This is a genomic window from Nocardia sputorum, from assembly GCF_027924405.1.
In the GTDB taxonomy this organism is placed as follows: Bacteria; Actinomycetota; Actinomycetes; order Mycobacteriales; family Mycobacteriaceae; genus Nocardia; species Nocardia sputorum.
On the sequence record NZ_AP026978.1, the window covers coordinates 7,266,220 to 7,287,019 of the forward strand.

General features: G+C 68.9%; 20 protein-coding genes and 3 tRNA genes. 12 read left to right on the forward strand and 11 right to left on the reverse strand.

All coding sequences use genetic code 11. The features are described from left to right. Positions 1-2: 2 nt before the first annotated feature. Positions 3-881 (reverse strand): galactan export ABC transporter permease subunit Wzm/RfbD, encoded by an 879-nt coding sequence (wzm, locus tag QMG86_RS32715; protein WP_434085620.1) that lies wholly within the window; start codon positions 879-881, stop codon positions 3-5. A 213-nt stretch (positions 882-1,094) separates the two neighbouring features. Further along, the gene (locus tag QMG86_RS32720; protein WP_281876753.1) at positions 1,095-1,697 is read right to left on the reverse strand and encodes a bacterial proteasome activator family protein; all 603 of its coding nucleotides are present in this window, start codon (positions 1,695-1,697) and stop codon (positions 1,095-1,097) included. Positions 1,698-1,949: 252 nt separating this feature from the next. Between QMG86_RS32720 and QMG86_RS32725 the strand changes: the two genes are divergently transcribed. Further along, entirely contained in the window at positions 1,950-3,152 is a 1,203-nt protein-coding gene (locus QMG86_RS32725) for a cysteine desulfurase-like protein (protein WP_281876754.1), read from the forward strand. Positions 3,153-3,159: 7 nt separating this feature from the next. Here the strand turns inward: QMG86_RS32725 and QMG86_RS32730 are convergent, their stop codons facing one another. Beyond that, positions 3,160-4,164 (reverse strand): NAD(P)H-quinone oxidoreductase, encoded by a 1,005-nt coding sequence (locus tag QMG86_RS32730; RefSeq protein ID WP_281876755.1) that lies wholly within the window; start codon positions 4,162-4,164, stop codon positions 3,160-3,162. Positions 4,165-4,313: 149 nt separating this feature from the next. Between QMG86_RS32730 and QMG86_RS32735 the strand changes: the two genes are divergently transcribed. From QMG86_RS32735 to QMG86_RS32745, 3 genes are all read left to right on the forward strand, one after another. Next, complete coding sequence (locus QMG86_RS32735) at positions 4,314-5,492, forward strand: lactate 2-monooxygenase (protein ID WP_281876756.1); 1,179 nt, start codon at positions 4,314-4,316, stop codon at positions 5,490-5,492. Between the two features lie 131 nt (positions 5,493-5,623). Then, on the forward strand, positions 5,624-6,034 hold the full coding sequence (locus tag QMG86_RS32740; RefSeq protein WP_350356422.1) for a MarR family winged helix-turn-helix transcriptional regulator: 411 nt from the start codon (positions 5,624-5,626) through the stop codon (positions 6,032-6,034). 24 nt (positions 6,035-6,058) lie between these two features. Further along, positions 6,059-6,143 (forward strand) — tRNA-Ser (locus tag QMG86_RS32745). 61 nt (positions 6,144-6,204) lie between these two features. Here QMG86_RS32745 and QMG86_RS32750 read toward each other — a convergent pair. Then, the gene (locus QMG86_RS32750) at positions 6,205-7,278 is read right to left on the reverse strand and encodes a nitric oxide synthase oxygenase (RefSeq protein ID WP_281881249.1); all 1,074 of its coding nucleotides are present in this window, start codon (positions 7,276-7,278) and stop codon (positions 6,205-6,207) included. Between the two features lie 514 nt (positions 7,279-7,792). Here QMG86_RS32750 and nicT point away from each other — a divergent pair. Together nicT and QMG86_RS32760 are read left to right on the forward strand one after the other, a co-directional pair. Then, a complete protein-coding gene (gene nicT, locus QMG86_RS32755; protein WP_281881251.1) occupies positions 7,793-8,824 on the forward strand; it encodes a Nickel transporter NicT in 1,032 nt (343 codons plus the stop codon). 70 nt (positions 8,825-8,894) lie between these two features. Further along, positions 8,895-9,968, forward strand: coding sequence for an alpha/beta hydrolase (locus tag QMG86_RS32760; protein ID WP_281876758.1), 1,074 nt, complete (start codon positions 8,895-8,897; stop codon positions 9,966-9,968). Here the strand turns inward: QMG86_RS32760 and hisC are convergent. Next, positions 9,965-11,038 carry a histidinol-phosphate transaminase gene (hisC, locus tag QMG86_RS32765; RefSeq protein ID WP_281876759.1) on the reverse strand — a complete coding sequence of 358 codons (1,074 nt, stop codon included), beginning with the start codon at positions 11,036-11,038 and terminating at the stop codon, positions 9,965-9,967. The two genes, QMG86_RS32760 and hisC, sit on opposite strands and share 4 nt — an antisense overlap. Positions 11,039-11,155: 117 nt before the next feature. Between hisC and QMG86_RS32770 the strand changes: the two genes are divergently transcribed. The 4 genes from QMG86_RS32770 to QMG86_RS32785 all read left to right on the forward strand — a co-directional run bounded on the left by QMG86_RS32770 (position 11,156) and on the right by QMG86_RS32785 (position 12,931). Then, on the forward strand, positions 11,156-11,860 hold the full coding sequence (locus QMG86_RS32770; protein WP_281876761.1) for a dienelactone hydrolase family protein: 705 nt from the start codon (positions 11,156-11,158) through the stop codon (positions 11,858-11,860). A gap of 88 nt (positions 11,861-11,948) precedes the next feature. After that, positions 11,949-12,038, forward strand: a tRNA-Ser gene (locus tag QMG86_RS32775). A gap of 34 nt (positions 12,039-12,072) precedes the next feature. Further along, positions 12,073-12,145, forward strand: a tRNA-Arg gene (locus tag QMG86_RS32780). A gap of 261 nt (positions 12,146-12,406) precedes the next feature. Beyond that, positions 12,407-12,931, forward strand: coding sequence for a YybH family protein (locus QMG86_RS32785; protein ID WP_281876762.1), 525 nt, complete (start codon positions 12,407-12,409; stop codon positions 12,929-12,931). A 78-nt stretch (positions 12,932-13,009) separates the two neighbouring features. Here QMG86_RS32785 and QMG86_RS32790 read toward each other — a convergent pair whose 3' ends face one another. From QMG86_RS32790 to QMG86_RS32810, 5 genes are all read right to left on the reverse strand, one after another. Further along, a complete protein-coding gene (locus tag QMG86_RS32790) occupies positions 13,010-13,726 on the reverse strand; it encodes a maleylpyruvate isomerase family mycothiol-dependent enzyme (RefSeq protein ID WP_281876763.1) in 717 nt (238 codons plus the stop codon). Positions 13,727-13,791: 65 nt separating this feature from the next. Further along, positions 13,792-14,184 (reverse strand): RidA family protein, encoded by a 393-nt coding sequence (locus QMG86_RS32795; RefSeq protein WP_281876764.1) that lies wholly within the window; start codon positions 14,182-14,184, stop codon positions 13,792-13,794. Beyond that, entirely contained in the window at positions 14,177-14,899 is a 723-nt protein-coding gene (locus QMG86_RS32800; RefSeq protein WP_281876765.1) for a DUF998 domain-containing protein, read from the reverse strand. Before QMG86_RS32800 ends, QMG86_RS32795 begins: the two co-directional genes overlap by 8 nt. A gap of 218 nt (positions 14,900-15,117) precedes the next feature. Beyond that, on the reverse strand, positions 15,118-15,543 hold the full coding sequence (locus QMG86_RS32805) for a very short patch repair endonuclease (protein ID WP_281876766.1): 426 nt from the start codon (positions 15,541-15,543) through the stop codon (positions 15,118-15,120). Continuing rightward, positions 15,540-16,673 carry a DNA cytosine methyltransferase gene (locus QMG86_RS32810; RefSeq protein ID WP_281881253.1) on the reverse strand — a complete coding sequence of 378 codons (1,134 nt, stop codon included), beginning with the start codon at positions 16,671-16,673 and terminating at the stop codon, positions 15,540-15,542. Before QMG86_RS32810 ends, QMG86_RS32805 begins: the two co-directional genes overlap by 4 nt. Before the next feature lie 328 nt (positions 16,674-17,001). On the opposite strand from QMG86_RS32810, the gene QMG86_RS32815 reads away from it, so the two are divergent. Together QMG86_RS32815 and fadD32 are read left to right on the forward strand one after the other, a co-directional pair. Then, the gene (locus tag QMG86_RS32815) at positions 17,002-18,252 is read left to right on the forward strand and encodes a KasA/KasB family beta-ketoacyl-ACP synthase (RefSeq protein WP_281876767.1); all 1,251 of its coding nucleotides are present in this window, start codon (positions 17,002-17,004) and stop codon (positions 18,250-18,252) included. A gap of 108 nt (positions 18,253-18,360) precedes the next feature. Continuing rightward, on the forward strand, positions 18,361-20,289 hold the full coding sequence (fadD32, locus tag QMG86_RS32820; RefSeq protein ID WP_434086137.1) for a long-chain-fatty-acid--AMP ligase FadD32: 1,929 nt from the start codon (positions 18,361-18,363) through the stop codon (positions 20,287-20,289). Here fadD32 and QMG86_RS32825 read toward each other — a convergent pair. Next, positions 20,286-20,564 (reverse strand): putative quinol monooxygenase, encoded by a 279-nt coding sequence (locus tag QMG86_RS32825; protein WP_281876769.1) that lies wholly within the window; start codon positions 20,562-20,564, stop codon positions 20,286-20,288. The two genes, fadD32 and QMG86_RS32825, sit on opposite strands and share 4 nt — an antisense overlap. Between the last annotated feature and the right edge of the window lie 236 nt (positions 20,565-20,800).

Sequence of the window (20,800 nt, forward strand, 5' to 3'; positions counted from 1 at the left end):
TCCTATACCCAGTACGGTACGCGCGAACGGTACTGCTTCATGGCCAGGATCGCGACGATCCAACCCACCAGGGTGATCGCGCCGACGACCAGCCAGTGCCGCAGCTCCTGCGGTTCGCCGAGCAACGGCGCCCGGACGATTTCGAGATAGTGGAATGTCGGCACGAGTTCGGCCAGTTTCGCGCGGTCGCCGGTGATCTGCGATTGCAGGGTCTTCGTCGTCCACATGACCGGCGTCAGCACGAACAGCATCAGCGTGGTGCTGCCGAGAATCGGCGCGATATCGCGGTAGCGCGTGCTGAAGATGCCGAACACGATCGATACCCACATGGAGTTGAGGAAGATCAGCGCGATGGCCGGGATCGCCATCAGGCTGGCCACCCCGAGATGGCGCCACACGCCGAACGCGGCGAGCATCACCAGGTAGATCACCATGTTGTGGGCGAAGAACAGCAGCTGCCGCCACACCAGCCGGTAGACGTGCACGCTCAGCGCCGAGGGAAGCTGCTTGATCAGGCCCTCGTTGGCGATGAAGACCTCCGAGCCCTCCAGGATGCTTGCGCTGATCACGTTCCAGATGATCAGCCCCACCGTGACGTAGGGCAGATACTCGCGCAGCGGCTGGCCGAGCAGCGCCGCGTACAGCACGCCCATCGCCACGGCCTGCAAGCCGGTGGCGATGGTGATCCAGAACGGGCCGAGCACCGAGCGGCGGTAGCGCTGCTTGATGTCCTGCCAGCCCAGCGACAGCCACAGTTCACGCTGCGCGAAGCCACCGGCGAAGTCCTGGAACGCACGGCGGAACGTCTGGGAGTCCGGCACGATCTTCGCGACGGTGGCCCCGGCGTGCAGAGTCTGCGCCTCGGGCGTGGTCGCGCTCACCGGACGCTCCTGGGAGTCGTCGCCGGACGGCGCCGTGTGCTCGGCCGATTCGGACGGCGAGCTGTCATCTGAACGCGCTTGGTCATCGGAACCAACTGAGCTCTCTTCAGGACGCACCGCACTCGGGTCGTTGACCGAGTCGGAGCGAGCGGCAGCGGCGGGCACGGTGCACGAGACTACCCTTGCGGCTTCGCGCCACCGCGTGGCACACGCTCACAGGTATTGGCCGGAACCGCCGGTGACGTGACTCGGCTGGCCGCCGCGCGGGTCGGCGGCGTGGATGCCGGGCGGCAACGCGCCCTGGCGCATCTGTTCGAGCTGGGCGCGCGCGGCCATCTGCTGGGCGAACAGCGCGGTCTGGATGCCGTGGAACAGGCCCTCCAGCCAGCCGACCAGCTGCGCCTGCGCGATCCGCAGCTCGGCGTCGGACGGCACGCCTTCGTCGGTGAACGGGAGGGTGAGCCGTTCGAGTTCCTCCCGCAGTTCGGGGGCGAGCCCTTGCTCCAGCTCCCGCACCGAGGACGTGTGGATCTCCTTGAGGCGATTGCGGCTGGCCTCGTCCAGCGGAGCCGCGCGCACCTCCTCGAGCAGCTGCTTGATCATCGTGCCGATCCGCATGACCTTCGCGGGCTGCTCGACCATGTCGGCGAGCGATTCGCCGGAGTCGTCCCGGTCGTCCGACTTGTCCTTGTCATCGTCGGTCACCACCTGCGCGGTGAAGGGCGCCTCCGATCCGGCCGCCGCGGGGATGGCCAACGGCCTGCCGTCGGGTCCGACAACGACGATGTGGTCCGGTGCCTCGTCCGAGTGCGTCATGGTCCCTATCATGTCGTGTCCGGCCCGAACGCGCTAAGCCGGTGCTCCGAGGCCGGGCGTCGCGGCACGCTCCGGCGCGCGCCGCCGGTCCGCTCCGCCGCTCGGGCCTGGCGTTCTATTCTGTTCGGGTCGTGTGGTTCGGATTTCTCGAAAGTCGGTCGCCATGCTGAGTCGCAGGTCGCTGTGCTCCCGCCACGATGTGGAGGGGAACGCGGTTACACAGGCTCGCCCGCTGCCCTTAGAGTGGCCAGCATGACTTACGACGTCGCGAGGGTTCGGGGCCTGATACCGTCCCTGGGCGACGGCTGGATCCATCTGGACCCGCAATCGGGCATGTTGGTTCCGGACGCGGTGTCCCGCGCTGTTTCGACGGGTTTCCGGACTTCCTCCTTCTCGCATATCGGCCGCAACGGCGCGGCGGTGCGCAGCGCGGCGATTCTGGACGCGGCGCGCGAGGCCGTCGCCGACCTCGTCGGCGGTGACCCGGCGGGCGTCGTCCTCGGCCCCGACCGCGCGGTCCTGCTGGCCTGGCTCGCCGAATCGCTGAGTTCGCGGCTGGGCCTCGGCACCGGCATCGTGCTCTCCCGGCTGGACGACGAAGCGAACGTCGCGCCGTGGCTGCGCATCGCCAACCGCTACGGCGCGCACGTGCGCTGGGCCGAGGTGGAGATCGAGACCTGCGAGATGCCGTCCTGGCAGTTCGAGGAGCTTATCGGCCCCACCGCGCGACTGGTCGCGCTGACCGCGGCTTCGCCGATCGTCGGTTCGGCGCCCGCCGTGCGGGTGGCCGCGGACCGGGTGCACGAGGTGGGTGGCCTGCTGGTGGCCGACGCGTTCGGCGCCGCGCCCTACGCGCTGATCGACATCGACGAACTGAACGCCGACGTCGTCGCGCTGAGCGCGCCGGCATGGGGCGGTCCGCAGATCGGCGCGCTGGTCTTCCGTGACCCGGCGTTCCTGGACCGGATCCCGTCCATGTCGTTGAACCCCTATGCGAAGGGCGCCGAACGGCTGGAGGTCGGTGGGCACCAATACGCGCTGCTCGCGGGTTTGACCACCTCCATCGACTTCCTGGCCGGACTGGACGAGCGGGCGCACGGCACCCGGCGCGAGCGCCTGGAGATGTCGATCACCTCGCTGCAGGACTACCACGACCAGCTGTTCGAGCACTTGATGAGCGTGCTGGACTCGATTCCCGGGCTCACCGTGATCGGCCGCGCCTCCACCCGCATCCCCACGGTCAGCTTCACGCTCGCGGGCATGCAGGCGGAGAAGGTCGCGGCCAAGCTCGCGGACAACCGGATCGGCACGGTGAGCGGCGTGCACGGCGGCAGCAGGCTGCTGGACGCGCTCGGCGTCAACGACGAGGGCGGCGCGGTGACCATCGGTCTCGCGCCCTACACCACCAAGTTCGAGATCGATCAGCTCGGCAGGGCACTGCTCGCGCTGGAGTGAGCGGCGCTCACAGCCCCGCCACCCGCAGCACCACCTTGCCGAACACCTCGCCGGAGTCCAGCAGCCGGTGCGCTTCGGCGGCCTCCTCGATCGGCACTTCGGCCGCGATGACGGGCGCGACCGTGCCGTCGGCGATCAGCGGCCACAGCTGCCGGTGCACCTCCGCCACGATTTCCGCTTTGCTGCCGACCCCGGTCGCGGGCCGCGCGCGCACGTTGGTGGCGTGGACGGTGCCCCACTTGCGCAACAGCACACCCAGATTCAGTTCGGCGGTCACGCCACCCTGCATGCCGATCACCACGAGGCGGCCGTGCTCGGCCAGCGCGTCGACGTTGCGCCCCAGGTAGACCGCGCCCATATTGTCGAGGATGACGTCCGCGCCGGGGCCGCCCGCGCCCGATCGCTCGGCGCGCACGGCGGCGACGAAGTCGTCCTCCTTGTAGTTGATCAGCACGTCCGCGCCGAGCTCCGCGCAGCGCGCCAGCTTCTCCGCCGACCCGGCGGTCACCGCGACGCGCGCGCCGAGCGCCTTGGCGACCTGGATGGCGTGCGTGCCGATGCCGCTGCCGCCGCCGTGGATCAACAGCAGCTGGCCGGACCGCAGCTGGGCGGTCATCACCAGGTTCGACCACACGGTCGCCGCCGCCTCGGGCAGCCCCGCCGCCGCGCCGAGATCGAGGTCGTCCGGGACGGGAAGCACCTGGGTCGCGGGCACGACGACACGCTCGGCGTAACCGCCGCCGGACAGCAACGCGCAGACACGATCGCCGACCGTCCACTCGCGCACTCCGTCGCCGATCTCGGCGATCACACCGGAGCATTCGAGACCCAGGAGCGGGCTGGCTCCCGGCGGGGGCGGGTAGTAGCCCTGACGCTGCAGCAGATCGGCCCGGTTGACGCCCGCCGCGGCCACCTCGATCAGCACTTCGCCGTGGCCGGGCTTCGGATCCGGCACCTCGGCAAGAGACATGACTTCGGGGCCGCCGGAACCTTTCAGATCTATAGCGCGCACCGTGCCATACTGCTCCGCGCGCGCCGACGGCTGCGCGCTGCCCCCCGGCGTCGGCGTGCCGCACCCGGAGCCCGGACGGAAACACTCTGCGCAAACGCAATCGGGCAAGCGGCCTGCGGTGACCGGCGTCACGGACTACCGTTCCGGTGGTGAGTGGCGGCTTCATCGATTTCCAGAACGAGATCTACTTGGCTGGGCTGGGTGGTTCCACGCCCGAGTTGCCCATGACCACCGCGGGTTTGGAGTCGCTCGCACAGCAGAGGCTGGATCCGGCCGCTTTCGCGTATGTCGCGGGTAGCGCGTCCGCCGAGCGCACCGCCGCGGCCAACCGGTCCGCCTTCGACCGATACCGCATCCTGCCGCGGATGCTGCGCGGCTCCACCGGGCCCGGCGCCCGCGATCTGTCCGTCGAAGTGCTCGGCACGAAACTGGCCGCGCCCGTGCTCACCGCGCCGATCGGCGTCCTCGAACTGCTGCACGAGGGCGGCGAGGTGATCGCGGCCGAAGTGACCGCGGAACTCGGCATCGGCACCGTGCTGTCCACCGCGGCCTCCTCGACCATAGAAGACGTCGGCGCGGCGGCCGGTGCGTGGTGGTACCAGCTGTACTGGCCCGCCGACGACGAACTGGCCTGCTCCTTCGTCCGGCGTGCCGAGCGGGCCGGGGCCTCGGCGATCGTGGTCACCGTGGACACCCCCACCCTCGGCTGGCGGCCGCGCGACCTGGAACAGGCCCACCTGCCGTTCCTGCACGGCAAGGGCATCGCCAACTATCTGTCGGACCCGGTGTTCCGGGCCAAGCTGCCCGCTGCGCCGGAGGAGAGCGAGGAGGCGATGCGGACGGCGATCCTCACCTGGGTGGGGCTGTTCGGCAACCACACGTTGCGGCCCGCCGATCTCGCCCGGCTGCGCGAATGGACCGACCTCCCGATCGCGGTGAAGGGCATCCTGCATCCCGACGACGCGCGCCAGGTGGTGGACGCAGGCGCGGACGCGGTGGTGGTGAGCAATCACGGCGGCCGCCAGGTGGACGGCTCGATCGCGGCGCTGGACGCGCTCCCGGCGGTGGTCGCCACCGTCGGCGACCGCGCCGACGTGCTGTTCGACTCCGGGCTGCGCACCGGTTCGGACGTGCTCGTCGCGCTGGCCTTGGGCGCGAAGGCGGTGCTGTACGGGCGGCCGTGGGCGTACGGTCTCGGCTTGGCGGGAGCCGCGGGCGTCCGGCACGCGCTGCGGGCGCTGCTGGCCGACTTCGAGTCCGCGCTCGGCCTCTCCGGGTGCACCAGTCCGGCCGAGGTGAACCGCGCACTGCTGTCCACGGTGCGCTGACCTGCGAGAGTTGCCCATTTCCCCAGTTCGCCACGCATAGAATGGCCACCGTGCATCCCGAACCGAGCGGTCGCGTCCTGGCCGAGCCACGCTGGCTCACCCCGGCGCAGCAGCGCGCGTGGCGCGCCTACATGGACGGCCACCAGCGTTTGATGACGGCGCTGAATCGTCAATTGCAACGGGACAGCGACCTGACCGTCGCCGAATACCGCATCCTGGTCCTGCTCTCCGAGGCGCCCGACCGCTCGCTGCGGATGAGCGAGCTGGCCGACGGCGTGCTGTCCTCGCGCAGCAAGCTGACCCATCAGATCCGGCGGCTGGAGGCGCAGCAGATGGTGCGCCGCAACACCTGCCTGGAGGACGGCCGCGGCGTGCTGGCCGAACTCACCGACGAGGGCTTGCGCCGCCTGCAAGCCGCCGCGCCCGGCCACGTGGAAGCCGTCCGCCGTCACTTCATCGATCTGCTCGCCCCGGCCCAGCTCGAGGTGATCGGCGAAGTCTTCGAACGCGTCGACGAGGAAATCGGCAAGCACTCCGGCTGATCCGTCCGCTACGATCGGGTCCCTGGAGACGTGGCAGAGCGGCCGAATGCACTCGCCTTGAAAGCGAGCGTCGCGAGAGCGACCGGGGGTTCAAATCCCTCCGTCTCCGCTCCACTCGCTGGGCGACCCATGCTCATGGAGAGCATTCGCGGCGGCTCGTTCCGCAATGGTTACAACCCCAGGTCCGCCGCGAAGTCCCTGCGGACGAAGTTCGGGCGGATGTCCATGTCGGGCGGGTCGTAGTAGCGGTGGAAGGTGGGAGTCAGCCCGGAGGAGATCGGTGGGTTGATCCAGGACCAGTCGGTGGGGCAGGCGCGGCCCGCGGCTTCTTCCCGCTTGACGTGATCGCAGAACTGTTTGGCCACCGTGTGGTGGTCGACGATGTACACGCCGGACTTGCGGAAGCTGTAGAGCACCGCGCGGTTGAGTTCCACCAGCGCCTGATCACGCCAGAGGTTGCGTTCGGCCCTGGTGTCCAGGCACATCATCTCCGCGATCAGCGGAAGGATGTTGTAGCGGTTGGCGTCGCTGAGATTGCGCGCGCCGATTTCCGCGCCCAGGTACCAGCCGTTGAACGGCGCGAACGGGTAGGTCATGCCGCCGACCTCGAGATTCATGTCGGACACAGCGGGCAGTGCGTGCCAGCGCAGGCCCAGACCGGCGAACCACTCGAACTCCGGGTGCTCGAGTTCCACCTCGCGCGCGAGCTCGGGCGGGATGTCGAACCAGCGGATCGGCTCGTCCGGTGTGCTGATCAGCAGCGGAAGGATGTCGAAAGGCGTTCCGGCGCCGCGCCACCCGAGTTTCATGGCGAATTCGGTGAGCTCGACGTTGGCGGCGTCGCCGGTGACCGTGCCGTCTCCGTTGCGATAGCCCGCGTAGCGGATGATCTGCGGGCTGACGATGCGGAACTCGCGCCCGTCCGGCTGCCGCGGCGGCCCCACGGTGATCATCGACTGGATCGCGCCGCCATTGGTGGCCATGTGCAGGTGTTGCCAGCAGACCTCTGCGAGATCACGCGCCGTGCGAACCCGCCGGGCGTCGAGCAATCTCAGCGAGCGCCAGTGCTTACGGCCCACGCAGCGGGCGTGATTACGCCACGCGAGTTTGGCTCCGATCAGGATCTCCTCGGCGGTCTGGAGATAGGTGCCGGTCATTTCGAGCTGCTCCAGCGCGCTGCGCCTGCGCTGGCGGCTCAGGTGCGCCAGTTCCGGCAGCCGGAAGAACTCGTCGCACTCCCGCATTCGGCGTTCCAGATCGGGAAGACAAGCGGTTGTGTTCGATTCGTGCTCGAGCGAGTAGGCGGGTGGCACTGGATTCACGGTTTTCTCCGGTCGGGCATGGATCCTGCGACGGAACAGAAGAATCAAGCAGCGAATTCGCGCCGGTACCGCCGGCGTCGCGGGGTTCGCGAAGGCGCACGAGGCCGATGCCACGAAATAGCCTCCGCGCACGCCTCGCCGGGATGACGGAAGGGCTGTCGCGACTGCGAACCGGGCGGCCGGTCCGCATCGCGCGCCGCAGCGCAACGCGGTGACCTCGACGCCAGCGGTGCGAATGCCCGATCATGCCCGTCCTAGTTCGATACCCGGAAAAGGCCCGGCGCTCAGCGTACGACCGGTGTGCTGATGGTGTGCCACGATTTGCTGGATTTGCTGGATCGGCCGGAGACGCGAACCGGGACAAGTGGTGTCGAGTATCGTTGACGCGTCTGCTTTTCGGGGGGTGAGGGGTTCGCTCGTGCGCAGTGTCATCGGTATGGCCGTCACCGTCGTCGCCCTGCACGTCCTCGGCTGGGGGACGCTCCTGCTGTTCGTCGCGCCGAATCACTATGTGATCGAGGGTTCGGTGTTCGGCGTGGGCCTCGGAGTGACGGCGTACACGCTCGGTATGCGGCACGCGTTCGACGCCGACCATATCGCCGCGATCGACAACACCACGCGGAAACTGGTGGCGGAGAGCGGGAAGAAGAGGGTTCAGACGGTCGGCTTCTGGTTCGCACTGGGCCACTCCACGGTGGTGTTCGTGCTCGTGGCGTCGCTCGCGTTCGGCGTCCGAGCACTGGCGGCCGGCTTGGAAGACGAGGATTCGGCTCTGCAACGCTGGACCGGCCTGTGGGGCACCAGCGTCTCCGGCGCGTTCCTGATCCTGATCGGCCTGCTCAATCTGGCGTCCTTGGCGGGGATCTGGCGGGTGTTCCGGCAGATGCGCCGCGGCGAGTACGACGAGGCGCAGCTGGAAAGGCAGCTGGACAGCCGGGGCCTGCTCAACCGGGTGCTGCGGCCGGTGATCGGCCTCGTTCGCAGGCCCAGGCACATGTATCCGGTGGGCGTGCTGTTCGGCCTCGGCTTCGACACCGTCACCGAGGTCGGGCTGCTGGTGATCGCGGGCGGCGCGGCGGCCACCGGGCTGCCCTGGTATTCCATCCTCGTGCTGCCCGTGCTGTTCTCGGCGGGCATGGCGCTGTTCGACTCGCTGGACGGCTCCTTCATGAGCTTCGCCTACGACTGGGCCTTCGCCAGGCCGGTGCGCAAGATCTACTACAACCTGGTGATCACGGGACTGTCGGTCGCGGTGGCCCTGCTGGTCGGCGGGCAGGAGATCATCTCGATCTTCGCCGAGCGGCTCGAGGTGGAATCGGGCGTCCTCGCCTGGATCGGGAATCTCGATTTGGGCGATCTCGGCTTCATCATCGTCGGGCTGTTCGTGCTCACCTGGGCGGTCGCCATCGCGGTGTGGCGTTTCGCCGGTATGGAGCGGCGCTGGCAGGACGGTCTGGCCGTACGGTGAGCGCGGTCGTACTCCTCGACAAGACAACGGGCTTCGGTCCACCCTCGACGTCTCTGGCAGGATGGTTCGCATGCTGTGTCGCCGCGGGGTGCGGCGTTGGCTTTCCAGCGCCTTGATCAGTGCCGCACTCGTCTCCGGTGCGGTGTCCTTCGGTGCCCCGCAGGTCACGGCGGCGCCCGGCAAAACGCCGCCGGTGAATACCGGATCGGCCGACGGCCCCGGCCCGGCCGAGCCGACCAGCAAGCAACCTTCCACTCCACGGATAGAGCGCATCGAACCGATCAACGATCGGTGGCTGCGCGTGTACGTCGCTTCGCCCGCGATGAGCCGGGTGGTCGAGGTGCAGGTGCTGCTGCCGCGCGATCAGTCGCGGCCCCGGCCCACCGTGTACATGCTCGACGGCCGTAGCGCGAGCCCCGACAGCAACAACTGGACCGAACTCGGGCACGCCGACCGCTTCTACGCGGACAAGGACGTCAACGTCGTGCTCACCGTCGGCGGTCCGGCCAGCTTCTACACCGACTGGCAGCAGCCCGACCCGGTGCTCGGGACCAACAAGTGGGAGACGTTCCTGACCAAGGAGCTGCCCCCGCTGATCGACGCGAAGTTCGACGGCAACGGCACCAACGCGGTCATGGGCGTCTCCATGGGCGCGGAGGCCGCGATGATGCTCGCGTTCCGGCAGCCGGCGCTCTACAAGGCGATCGCGGCGCACAGCGGCTGCTTCTCGATGGGCACCGACATCGGCCAGGCGCAGGCGCGCGCCGTGGTGGCCACCTACATGGGCGAGCCGGACAACATGTTCGGCAAGCAGGACGACCCGGCCTGGCTGGCGCACGACGTCACCCTGCACGCGGACGCGTTGCGCGGCAAGACCATCTATCTGTCGGTGGGCAGCGGCCTGCCCGGCGTGCACGACGTGCCCGGAACGCCGAACGTCGACCTGCCCAGCGCCATCACGTTCGGCGGGCCGCTGGAGGCCGCCACCAACGCCTGCACCCGGCGGCTCACCGACCGGCTGCGGTCGCTCGGCATCCCGATCACCGCCCACTTCCGGGCCACCGGCACGCACTCCTGGCCGTACTGGGAGGACGAACTCGCCCTCTCCTGGCCGACGATCGCGCCCGCGATCGGGGTCCGCTAAGGCAGGAACCGGGCGAGCACCTCCGGCGCACCGGCGAAGCTCAGGAAAAGATCGTTCTCGTGCGGGTCGCCGATGGTGACGCGCACCCCGTCGGTTCCGTACGGGCGCACCAGCACCCCGGCGGCGGCGCTGGCCTCGCCGAACTCGGCGCTGCGCGCACCCAGCGGCAGCCAGACGAAGTTCGCCTCACTCGGGGGCACCGGGTACCCCAGCGCTACCAGCGCGTCGCGCACCCGTTCGCGTTCGGTGACCAGAAAGTCGGTGCGATCCAGCAATTCGTGGCGCGACTCCAGCGACGCGATCGCCGCCGCCTGCGCGAGCCGGTTCACGCTGAACGGGATGTGCACCTTCAGCAGCGCCGTGATCACGGCCGGGGCGCCCACCGCGTAGCCCACCCGCAGGCCGGCCAGGCCGTATGCCTTGGAGAAGGTGCGCAACACAACCACATTGGGCCTGGTGCGGCCGATCTCGACGCCGTCGGGATGGTCGGCCAGCCGCACGTACTCGTAGTACGCCTCGTCCAGCACCACCAGCACGTGCGACGGCACCGCGTCCAGGAACCGGACCAGCTCGGTTTTGCCGACGGCGGTCCCGGTCGGGTTGTTCGGGTTGCAGACGAAGACCAACTTGGTCCGCTCCGTGACGGCGGCGGCCAGCGCGTCCAGATCGTGCACCTGCCCGGGCGTGAGCGGGACCTGCACGGCGGTGGCGTTGCCCACCCTGGTGACGATCGGGTAGGCCTCGAACGAGCGCCACGCGAACAGCACCTCGTCGGACGGGGACGAGCAGGTGATCTGCACCAGTTCCTGGCAGAGCGCGACGCTGCCGCAGCCCACCGCGACATTGTCGTAGCCGACGCCGAGGAACTCGGCCAGCGCCGTCCGCAGCTCGGTGACCTGGTTGTCCGGATACCGGTTCGCCAGTTCGGCCGCCTCGGCGATGGCCTTGGCGGCGGCGGGCAGCGGCCCGACGGTCGTCTCGTTGCTGGCCAGTTTGACTGCGCCTGGATTGCTGCGGCCGGGGGTGTACGCCGGGATCGATTCGAGGTCCGGCCGGATCTGCGCTGTCACACTCCAACCCTAATCCGCGCCGTCGCGGACCCGATCGGCGTACCGGAAATTCTCTGGGTTATAGGCCCTCACGTGCAATTTCTACCGCAGATCAGCAACTCGCCCTACGCTGGTTTCATGTCGGGCACCTACGACGATATGGCCCCGCTGCGGGGTAGCGACCAGGAAGACGAGCGGCCGGCCAGCGGTGGGCAGGTGCCCATCACAGTGGTGGAGCCGGAAGGAAACGCCCGCGGCGGGATCGTGGTGCTGCACGAGTCGCGCGAGTTCACCGGCGCGTTACGCGACCTGATGAACGCGCTGGCCGGCGAAGGGTGGACCGTCATCGCGCCCAAACTCTTCCATCGGGAGGACGAGGACCCCGGTGTCGGGGTCTTCGGTGACGAGCTGTTCGAAGACTTCGACGCCTGCTTCGACTGGCTCACCCGGCGCGGGGTGTTCCCCGACACCATCGGCGTGCTCGGCTTCGATTCCGCGGGCACCGCCGCGTTCCTGGTCGCGACCAATCGTCCGATCGGCGCCGCGGTGAGCGTCGCGGCGCACGGCATCACCGAGCCGCTGACCGATCAGGCCGACGCCCTCGTGCGCGCCGCTCCCCACCTGCAGGCGCCGTGGCTCGGCCTGTTCGGCGCGGACGACCCGGCCACCCCGCCTGCCCAGGTCGACGAGCTACGTGACGCGACCGCCCGCGCCGCGGTCGCCAGCCTGGTGGTCACCTACCCCGGCCTGCACCACCGTGCCGACACCTCCGAGGCCGACGACGGGGATGCGGTCGATTCGCAGACCAGAATCTTCGATTGGTTCGACAGTAACCTGCGCTGACCAGCCGTTTTGTGATCTGGACGGTAGCTCCTGTAACCTTTCTGCTCGGCGGTTCGAAAGGACCGGTGCCCTCGAAGAGAAGGCTCCAGGAGGCGTGCCAGAGCGGCCGAATGGGACTCACTGCTAATGAGTTGTCCCTTCACGGGGACCGGAGGTTCAAATCCTCTCGCCTCCGCCACGCCCGGGAAACCGGGTACAACTGAATAACACATGCGCCCGTAGCTCAACGGATAGAGCATCTGACTACGGATCAGAAGGTTAGGGGTTCGAATCCCTTCGGGCGCACGCAGGTAGAAGGCCCCTCCGGTAGCAGCGGAGGGGTCTTCTCGCATCTCTGACTCTGCGCCGTGCCGCGGTAGCGGGAATCTGGGCACTGCCTCCGCTGGTACGCGGCACACAGCGCTTCTGCTTCGCACCTTGCGCTGTATCGCGGTGATGCCGGGGTGGCGCCTCACATTCGTCCGGGCTACATCGTCGGATTACTGCAAGCACGGGGTCGGCTGCCAGGTAAGCGGCTGCCGCCGAGGAATCTCGAACGGAGACCCGATGATTTCGCATGAAGCCCAGGTCAGAGCGTTCCTGGAGAGCCGCACCGACGCACAGCGGTCCAAGGACATCGATCGCCTCATGTCCTTCTATTCACCAGACATCGTCTATTACGATGCCGTGGCGCCGCTGCGATTCACGGGTCCCGATGAAGTGCGCCGCAACTTTGTGCGATGGTTCGACGGGTACATCGGGCCCATCGGCTTGGAAACTCACGATTTGACGGTGAGCACAGCTGGAGACACGGCTTTCGCCCACATGCTCCACTTGGACTCTGGCAAGCGTCGCGGCGGGATCGACCTGCCGATCTGGGTGCGCGAGACAGTCTGTCTGCGACGGACGGACGGTGCCTGGGCGATCACGCACGAGCACATCTCGCTTCCGGTCAACCCGGCCAATTTCCAGGTCTGGTTCGCGTGCGAAAAGGACTCACCCGCCCGAGGTGGCGGACGATCCATATTCGGGCTGGTCACCACCAGCTTGCTCGTGCGTCTCCGCCTGCGGCCGAAAGCGTCGAGTGACTAATTGCGCACCGATGCTCACGAGTGGCACACCACGGAGGGGTCTTCTCGGCCGATGCCGCGGCGGTGTGCCACTTGCTGGTCACTTCCAGGCGGGGAGGGGTGGGAGGTCGCCGGTGAGGTCGGTGCCGGGGGTGCGGCCGAGGAGCCAGGCGGCGAGGGAGGAGGCGGGGCCGGAAATGGTGTGGGTGGGGGAAGCGCCGATGGTGGCGGTGTAGTCGGTGTCTGTGGCCTGGATGGTGAAGGAGGGTGCGGTGTCGGCCGTGAGGCGGGTGAGGTCGGCGGCCGCTTGGGGGAGGATGCGGGCGACGAAAGGGGCAGGCCAGTTGGCGGGCGAGTAGGCCGCGTTGAGGTCTACGTGGTGGATTTCGACCTCTTGCAGACGCATCCACAGGACTTCGGTCGCGGGGATGGGGCGTCCCTGGCGGGTGCGGACCTGTGCTCGCCACGCATCGTCGGTGAGGGAGCGGGCCAGCCCGAGGAAACGGGTGGCGGCGGCCTCGTTGTCGGCGAGTTGCTCGGCAAGTGGGCGGGGCGCGCCGGCCTCGATGTCGGCGTCGCGTAGGAAAGCGCTGGCGTACTGCGGGATCTCGACGCCGGTGTGCGCCCACAGCAGAAGGTTCACCAGGCTGTCGGCGTTGCGGGCCAGGTGCGCGAGGACGTGGCCGCGGGTCCAGCCGGGGAGCAAGGAGGGCTCGGCGACGGCGCTCTCACCGAGTCCGCGGATGGTGTCGAGCAGGCGCGTGGTCGCCTCGGCGACGGTGTCGAGTTGCACGGGGGTCTGCGAGGCGGTGGTCACGGTTTCGACCCTAGCGAGGCTCGGTCCGGTCCGCCGCGAACGACGGGGCGGGTCCGAAAACGTTCCTACCCGCTGACGATCGCGTCGGCCTCGATCTCGACCAGCAGGGCCGGGGTGATCAGACCTTTGATCTCGTACATCGCCGTGGCGGGGCGGATCTCGCCGAACACTTCGGCGTGCGCCTTGGCGACTTCGGGCCAGCGGGCGATGTCGGTGACGAAGATGCGGGTGCGCACGACGTCGGCCAGGCTCGCGCCCGCCTCCTCCAGCGCGGAGCCGATGCGCCGCAGGGTCTCCCTGGTCTGCTCGCCGATGTCGTCGCCGCCGACAGCCGTGCCGCCGGGGGCCGAGGCCGTGGTCCCGCTGACCGCGATGACATCGCCGAGCCGGACCGCCCGCGAGTAGCCGACGATGTCCTCGAATTCCGAACCCGAGGAGATGTTCACGCGATCACTCATGGGCGACAGCATCGCACGGCCCCCGGCGCGGCAGTCGCCGGTCCTCCACGATGACCGCGACGGTCAGGGTGATCAGCCACAAGGACATCGATCCGACCTGGATCCGCTGGGCGATCCCGAGGGCGTAATTCCCCGGCAGGTTGTCGGCCACCAGCATCCACACCGTTGCCAGCGCACCGGCCACCAGCACGACCGAGCCGAATTCACGTAGTACCCGCCAGCGTCGATAGCGGAACGCGGCGAGGCTGAAGGTGAAGGCGGCGACCGCGATCGCGGTGACCGCCAGCGTGCTCGTCAGCGCGTGCGGCTGGTGCAGCTGCGGGAACAGCTCGCTCGGGCCGCCGCATCCGCTCTCCCCCGGCGTGCAGTCACGCAGCGGCAGCAGGACGTCGGCGATGGTCGCCGCGCCGAAGCAGAACAGCGCGATCCAGCCGACGTCGGTCGGTCGGCGGCGCGGGAACGACAGCAGCCCCGCGATCGCCGCGGGCATGAGCACGGCCCCGACGATCAGGTCCGCGGTCGCGAAAACTTCACGGTACGGCTTGCCCTCGGCGTCCAGTTCGCTGAGGAAGGTGTCGACCGGGTCGAGATCGATGGGCAGCACGAACTGCAGCAGCCAGGACGAATAGCACAGCCCCGCGATGGCGATCGCCGCGGCGACCAGCACCGATACCGGTCGTACGCGCCGAACGGCGTTCTCCGAGCCACCCGTCACGTCCCCATTGTGCTGTTTGCTAGAGCGCGCCGGACAGCGGCAGGCCGCACACGTCACTACCATCCGGCACACAGGGTCTTGTCAGCTACGCCCGGCACGCTGGACGACAGCTGCAACTCGAGGAGGTTCCCATGCTCGGTTTCGCGACTGCCGCCGCCGGAATCGCGGTCATCACCGTGATGGTGATGTCCGGTTATCTGGCCGCACACGCTCCGCGTTCACTGGTGCGGGTCCGGCACCGCTGACAACGTCGACTGGACTCGGTCGGCCGCGCTGACGGGATCCTCGTGCTCCCAGACGCGGACCACGCGCCATCCCGCCGCGGCGAGCGCCGCGTCGGTGGCGCGGTCGCGGGCCACGTTGCCCGCCAGTTTGGCCGCCCACCATTCGGCGTTGTTCTTCGGATCGGTGGCGTGCTGCGGGCACCGGTGCCAGAAACAGCCGTCGACGTAGACCGCGACGCGGCGGCGCGGGAAGACCAGGTCGGCGCGCCTGCGCTGGCCGCGGATGGGTGCGCGGTCGACGAAGTAGCGCAGCCCGCGGCGATGTAGTTCCCGGCGCAGCGCGAGTTCGGGGTCGGTTCCGGTGCGACGTTGGCGCGCCATCCGCGCGCTGGTGGCCGCGTCGGTAGTCGGCCGGTTCATGCCGCCCAACCGCCCATCCGGTCCAGATGACTTTCCACATCGGCCAGGAAGCCGGGCGGGAAACGCAGACTGCCCATGGTGGTGCGGCGGAGGAACCCGGCCGTCGCGCGCGCGGAGAGCAGCTGCGCGTCGGTGAGGAAGCCGGCCAGATCCTCGTACGGCTCGTGCACCGGCCACGTCGAGACCGGCACGCGATAGGCCACACCGGCGTGCCCCCACGCGGCGACCGGCCACGGCGTGCCCGGCGCCAGCGGTTGATCTCCGGAGATCGGCTCGAGCGGAGCGGCCAGCCGCGACCCCACCCAGGACGCCATCCGCACGCTCACCGCGTTGCCGACCAGCTTCCAGCGGTGGCCCTTCCTGATGCCCGGCAGTTCGGTCGCGGGCGCTGTCCAGCCGGCGTCGAAGCCCTGGAGGCGTTCGGCGTCGGCGATGCCGGGCGTGACGATCTCCCCGGACGGCAGCCGCACCGCGGGCGGGCTCGCGATGCCGAGCGCGGAGCCGCCCTTCAGCGTCGGCACCGCGTTCACCGCCCAGCCGAGGCCGCGCACCCCCTCGGTCCAGTAGAAGCCGCACGGATCGATCGCGGGATCGCCGATCGTGCGGGGACCGGCGTCCTCGCCGAACAGCACCCCGCGCGGGTCCTCGGTGCGCGAGGCCAGCATCACCACCCGCTGCCTGCGTTGCGGCAGCCCGAAGGCGCGGGCGTCCACCACGCGGTAGGCCCAGGTGTAGCCGAGTTCGTCGAGCGCGCCGGTGATGTGCCGCATGGCCGCGCCACGGCCCAGTTGCAGCATGAACGGCACGTTCTCGATCACCAGCCAGCGCGGGCCGCGTTTGCGACGCACCAGCCGGAACACTTCGTCGACCAGACCGGAACGGGTGCCGGTGATGCCCGCGGTGCGGCCTGCCTGAGAGAGGTCCTGGCACGGAAATCCCGCCGCGACCAGTTCCGTTCCCGCCGGGATTGCCCGCAGCCGGGTGATGTCGGAATGCAGCGGCACGTCCGGGAAACGAGCGGCGAGCACGCCTTGGGCCCCGGGCTCGATTTCGCACAGCAGTTCGGTATGCCAGCCGTGCCTGCCGAGGCCGAGCTCGAGCCCGCCGATCCCGGCGAACAGCCCGACCATCCGCGCGCCCGTCAACGACCTTCCCTTTCTCGCGTCCACACCGGACGCCGCCCGCGCGCCCGGGGAGCAGGTTACTCGAGTCGTCGGGGGCGATCCCCCAACACGCGACCATCGCCACCTGCACCTGGTACGGTCCGCGTGTCACGCCGTGCGATCGGTGCGCATTTCCAATAATGCACAAGGGTGGTCGCACACGGACGTGATGACCGGCCGTTCCGCCTGCGCTCCAGTGCCATCCGTGCGGGCCGCCCACGATTCTGGTGGCGTGCTCGCGCACTGCTTTTGCTCGACGAAGTTCCAGAGCGACGCTAGGGAAAGTGAGCGAAACATGCAGATGCCTTCCACGAAAAACGGACGATTTCCCTCCGTTGTGGTCACAAGCCTCGCGGCCACCACGTCCCTCGCGGGTGACGTGGATTCCACGTGGAAGGGCTTGCTCAACGGCGACAGCGGTATCGACGTCCTGGAAGACGATTTCATCGACGATTTCGAGCTGCCGGTCCGCATCGGCGGGCATCTGAAAGTTCCGCCCACGGCGTATCTGGACGCGGCGGAGTCCCGCAGGCTCGCCTACGTCGAGCAGCTGGCCGTCGTGCTCGGGCGCGAGGTCTGGCGCAACGCGGGCAGCCCGGAGGTGGACAAGCACCGTCTGGCGGTGTCCATCGGAACCGGGCTCGGTGGCGCGGAGGCGATGATCCACGCTCGGGACAAACTGCACAACGGGGGCTACCGCAAGGTGTCGCCGTACACCGTCCAGGCGGTGATGCCGAACGGCGCAGCGGCCTGCGTCGCAGTGGAACTCGGCGCCCGGGCCGGGGTGACGACACCGGTGTCGGCCTGCTCCTCCGGCGCGGAGGCGATCGCCAACGCGTGGCGGACGATCGTCATGGGCGATGCCGACATGGTGGTCACCGGCGGGGTGGAGGGCTCGATCCAGGCACTCGCGATCGCGGCGTTCTCCATGATGCGCGCGATGAGCACCCGCAACGACGCGCCGAAGAGCGCCTCGCGCCCGTTCGACGCCGACCGCGACGGTTTCGTCTTCGGTGAGGCGGGCGCGCTGCTGGTGCTGGAGACCGAGGAGCACGCGAAAGCGCGCGGCGCGACCATCCACGCCCGGCTGATGGGCGCGGGCATCACTTCGGACGGCTTCCACCTGGTGGCGCCGGACCCCGAGGGCACCGGCGCGGCGCGCGCGATGACGCGGGCGATGCGGACGGCCGGTTTGGCCAAGGCCGACGTCACGCACGTCAACGCGCACGCGACCGCCACTCCGATCGGGGACACGGCGGAGGCGCGCGCGATCGGCCAGGCGGTGGGCAGCCACGCGTCGGTCTACGCGCCCAAATCGGCCCTCGGCCATTCCATCGGCGCGGTCGGCGCGCTCGAATCCGTGTTGACCGTGCTCACCGTGCGCGACGAAATAGTCCCGCCCACGTTGAATTTGGACAATCAGGACCCGGAAATCGATCTCGACGTGGTGCACGGCAGCTCCCGGCCCGGCCGGATCGATTACGCCCTGAACAACTCGTTCGGATTCGGCGGCCACAACGTCGCGCTCGCCTTCGGCCGGTACTGACCGCTAGGTGGCCGGGACACCTGCTAGCCTTCCCGACGCTTCGTTATCGACCTGTGTTCGGTGTCATTGCACGGCCCGAGTGTCTGTGCGCTGGAAAAGGATAAGGCGATGATCGACGAAACCTTCGACGACTATTTGGACGATCAGGGCAATATCAGAATTCGGGGGGACAAGACTCTGATCGACTTCGTCGACAAGCACAGCAGGGAGAACGGCGACGACCTCGCCTACCGCTTCATCGACTACTCGCGGGAAAGGGACGGCGAATACCTGGAGCTCACCTGGCGGCAGTTCGGTGTGCGCCTGCGCGCGGTGGCGGCGCGGCTGCAACAGGTCACGCAGCCGGGCGACCGAGTGGCGATCCTCGCCCCGCAAGGGCTCGACTACGTCGTCGCGCTGTTCGCCGCCGTGTACGCGGGCAATATCGCCGTTCCGCTGTTCGATCCGGAGGAACAGGGGCACACCGACCGCCTGCACGCGGTGCTCGGTGACTGCACGCCCGCCGCGATCCTCACGGTGGGTTCCGCGGCGAGCGGCGTTCGGAAATTCTTCCGGCACCTGCCGCCGCCGCAGCGTCCGCGCATCATCGCGGTGGAGGCGATCCCGGACACTGTCGGCGCCTCCTGGGTGCGCCCGGACATCAACATCGACAGCGTGGCCTATCTGCAGTACACCTCGGGCTCCACCCGGACGCCCGCGGGCGTGGAGATCACCCACCGCGCGGTGGGCACCAACCTACTGCAGATGATCGACGCCATCGGCGTCACCGAGAATTCGCGGGGGGTCACCTGGCTGCCGCTGTTCCACGACATGGGTCTACTGGCCGTGATCCTGCCGACGGTCGGCGGCGGGTTCATCACCATCATGTCGCCGAGCGCGTTCGTACGCCGCCCGTACCGCTGGATAAAGGAACTGGCCGCCGCTTCCGACGGCGCCGGGACTTTCGCCGCCGCGCCCAATTTCGCGTTCGAGCACGCCGCGGCGCGTGGCAAGCCGAAGCCGGGCGAGGAATTGGACCTGTCCAATGTGATCGGGTTGATCAACGGCAGCGAGCCGGTGTCGGTGTCGTCGATGAAGAAGTTCAACGAGGCGTTCGTGCCGTACGGGTTGCCGGAGACGGCGATCAAGCCCTGCTACGGCATGGCCGAGGCGACGGTGTTCGTCTCCGCTACCCGGGCGAAGGACAAGGCGAAGGTCGTCCATGTCGACCGGACCGAGTTGAACGCCGGGCGGATGGTCGAGGTCGCCGCGGATGCCGACAACGCCATCGCGCAGGTGTCCTGCGGATACGTCGCGCGGTCGCAGTGGGCGGTGATCGTCGATCCGGAACACGGCACCGAGCGATGTGACGGCGAGGTCGGGGAAATCTGGCTGCACGGCGAGAACATGGGCATCGGATACTGGGGCCGCCCGGAGGAGACCGAGGCCACCTTCCGCGCCCAGTTGGCCGAGCGGCTGCCCGAGGGCAGTCACGCGGAGGGCGCCCCGCCGGACGCCAACTGGATGCGCACCGGCGATTTCGGGGCCTACCTCGACGGCGAGCTGTACATCACCGGCCGCGTCAAGGACTTGGTCATCGTCGACGGCCGTAACCACTATCCGCAAGACCTGGAGTTCTCGGCCCAGGAATCCAGTACGGCCCTGCGTCCCGGATTCGTCGCGGCGTTCTCGGTGCCCGCCAACGAATTGCCCGCGCTGGTCTTGGAAGGGGGCAGCCGCTCCGGCCTGACCCGCGACGCCGAGGACGTCTCGGAGCAGCTGGTCATCGTCGCCGAGCGCAATACCGGTGGCGGCAAGGTGGAGTCGGAGTCGGTGGCCGACACGGTGCGCGCCGCGATCGCGCAGCGGCACGGCGTCATGGTCCGTGACGTGCTGCTGGTGCCCGCGGGTTCGATTCCACGCACGTCCAGCGGCAAGATCGCCCGCCGCGCCTGCCGGGCGGCCTATCTGGAGGGCACGCTGCGCGGCGGCCACCAGCAGCAGGCTTTCCCGGACGCGCCGCAGGAGTGGGAGTCCGAGACCGCGGTCGTCGGCTAGAGCCGGGTCTCGGTCTCGTACTCGAATTCCCGGACGTCGGCGCTCACGATCTGGGCGTCGAGGTCGCCCGAGGTGCCCGTCCCGCGGAAGCGTTCCACCGCGGCACGGGTCGCCCAGCGCTCGTAGACGTTCACCCGATCGGATTCGATCAGGTCCGCGCCGAGGCTGAAGTCGAGGCAGCCTTCGGCGGCGCGGGCGAGGGCGACGACTTCCCGGCAGCTGTCGAGGTAGCGCTCGCGATCGGTGACCCGTAGACATCCGGCGACGATCAGCATGGGGGAATCTTAGATCCGCGCGGCTTGACCTCGAGTTCGCTCGAGGTTGTCGACTTGGCGAATGAGCGTGGAACCCGTCGCCGCGACGAGCGCGGATGTCCGGCGGCGGCCGGAAAATCGGTTGGTCGACGCACGTTCCGGTGCGACCCTGGAATGTCGGACCCCGCTGCGAACATCACCGTGGGTCCCGTTCTCCGCCGCCAGTCGCATACCTCGAGGGGGAGTCTTGTCTGTCG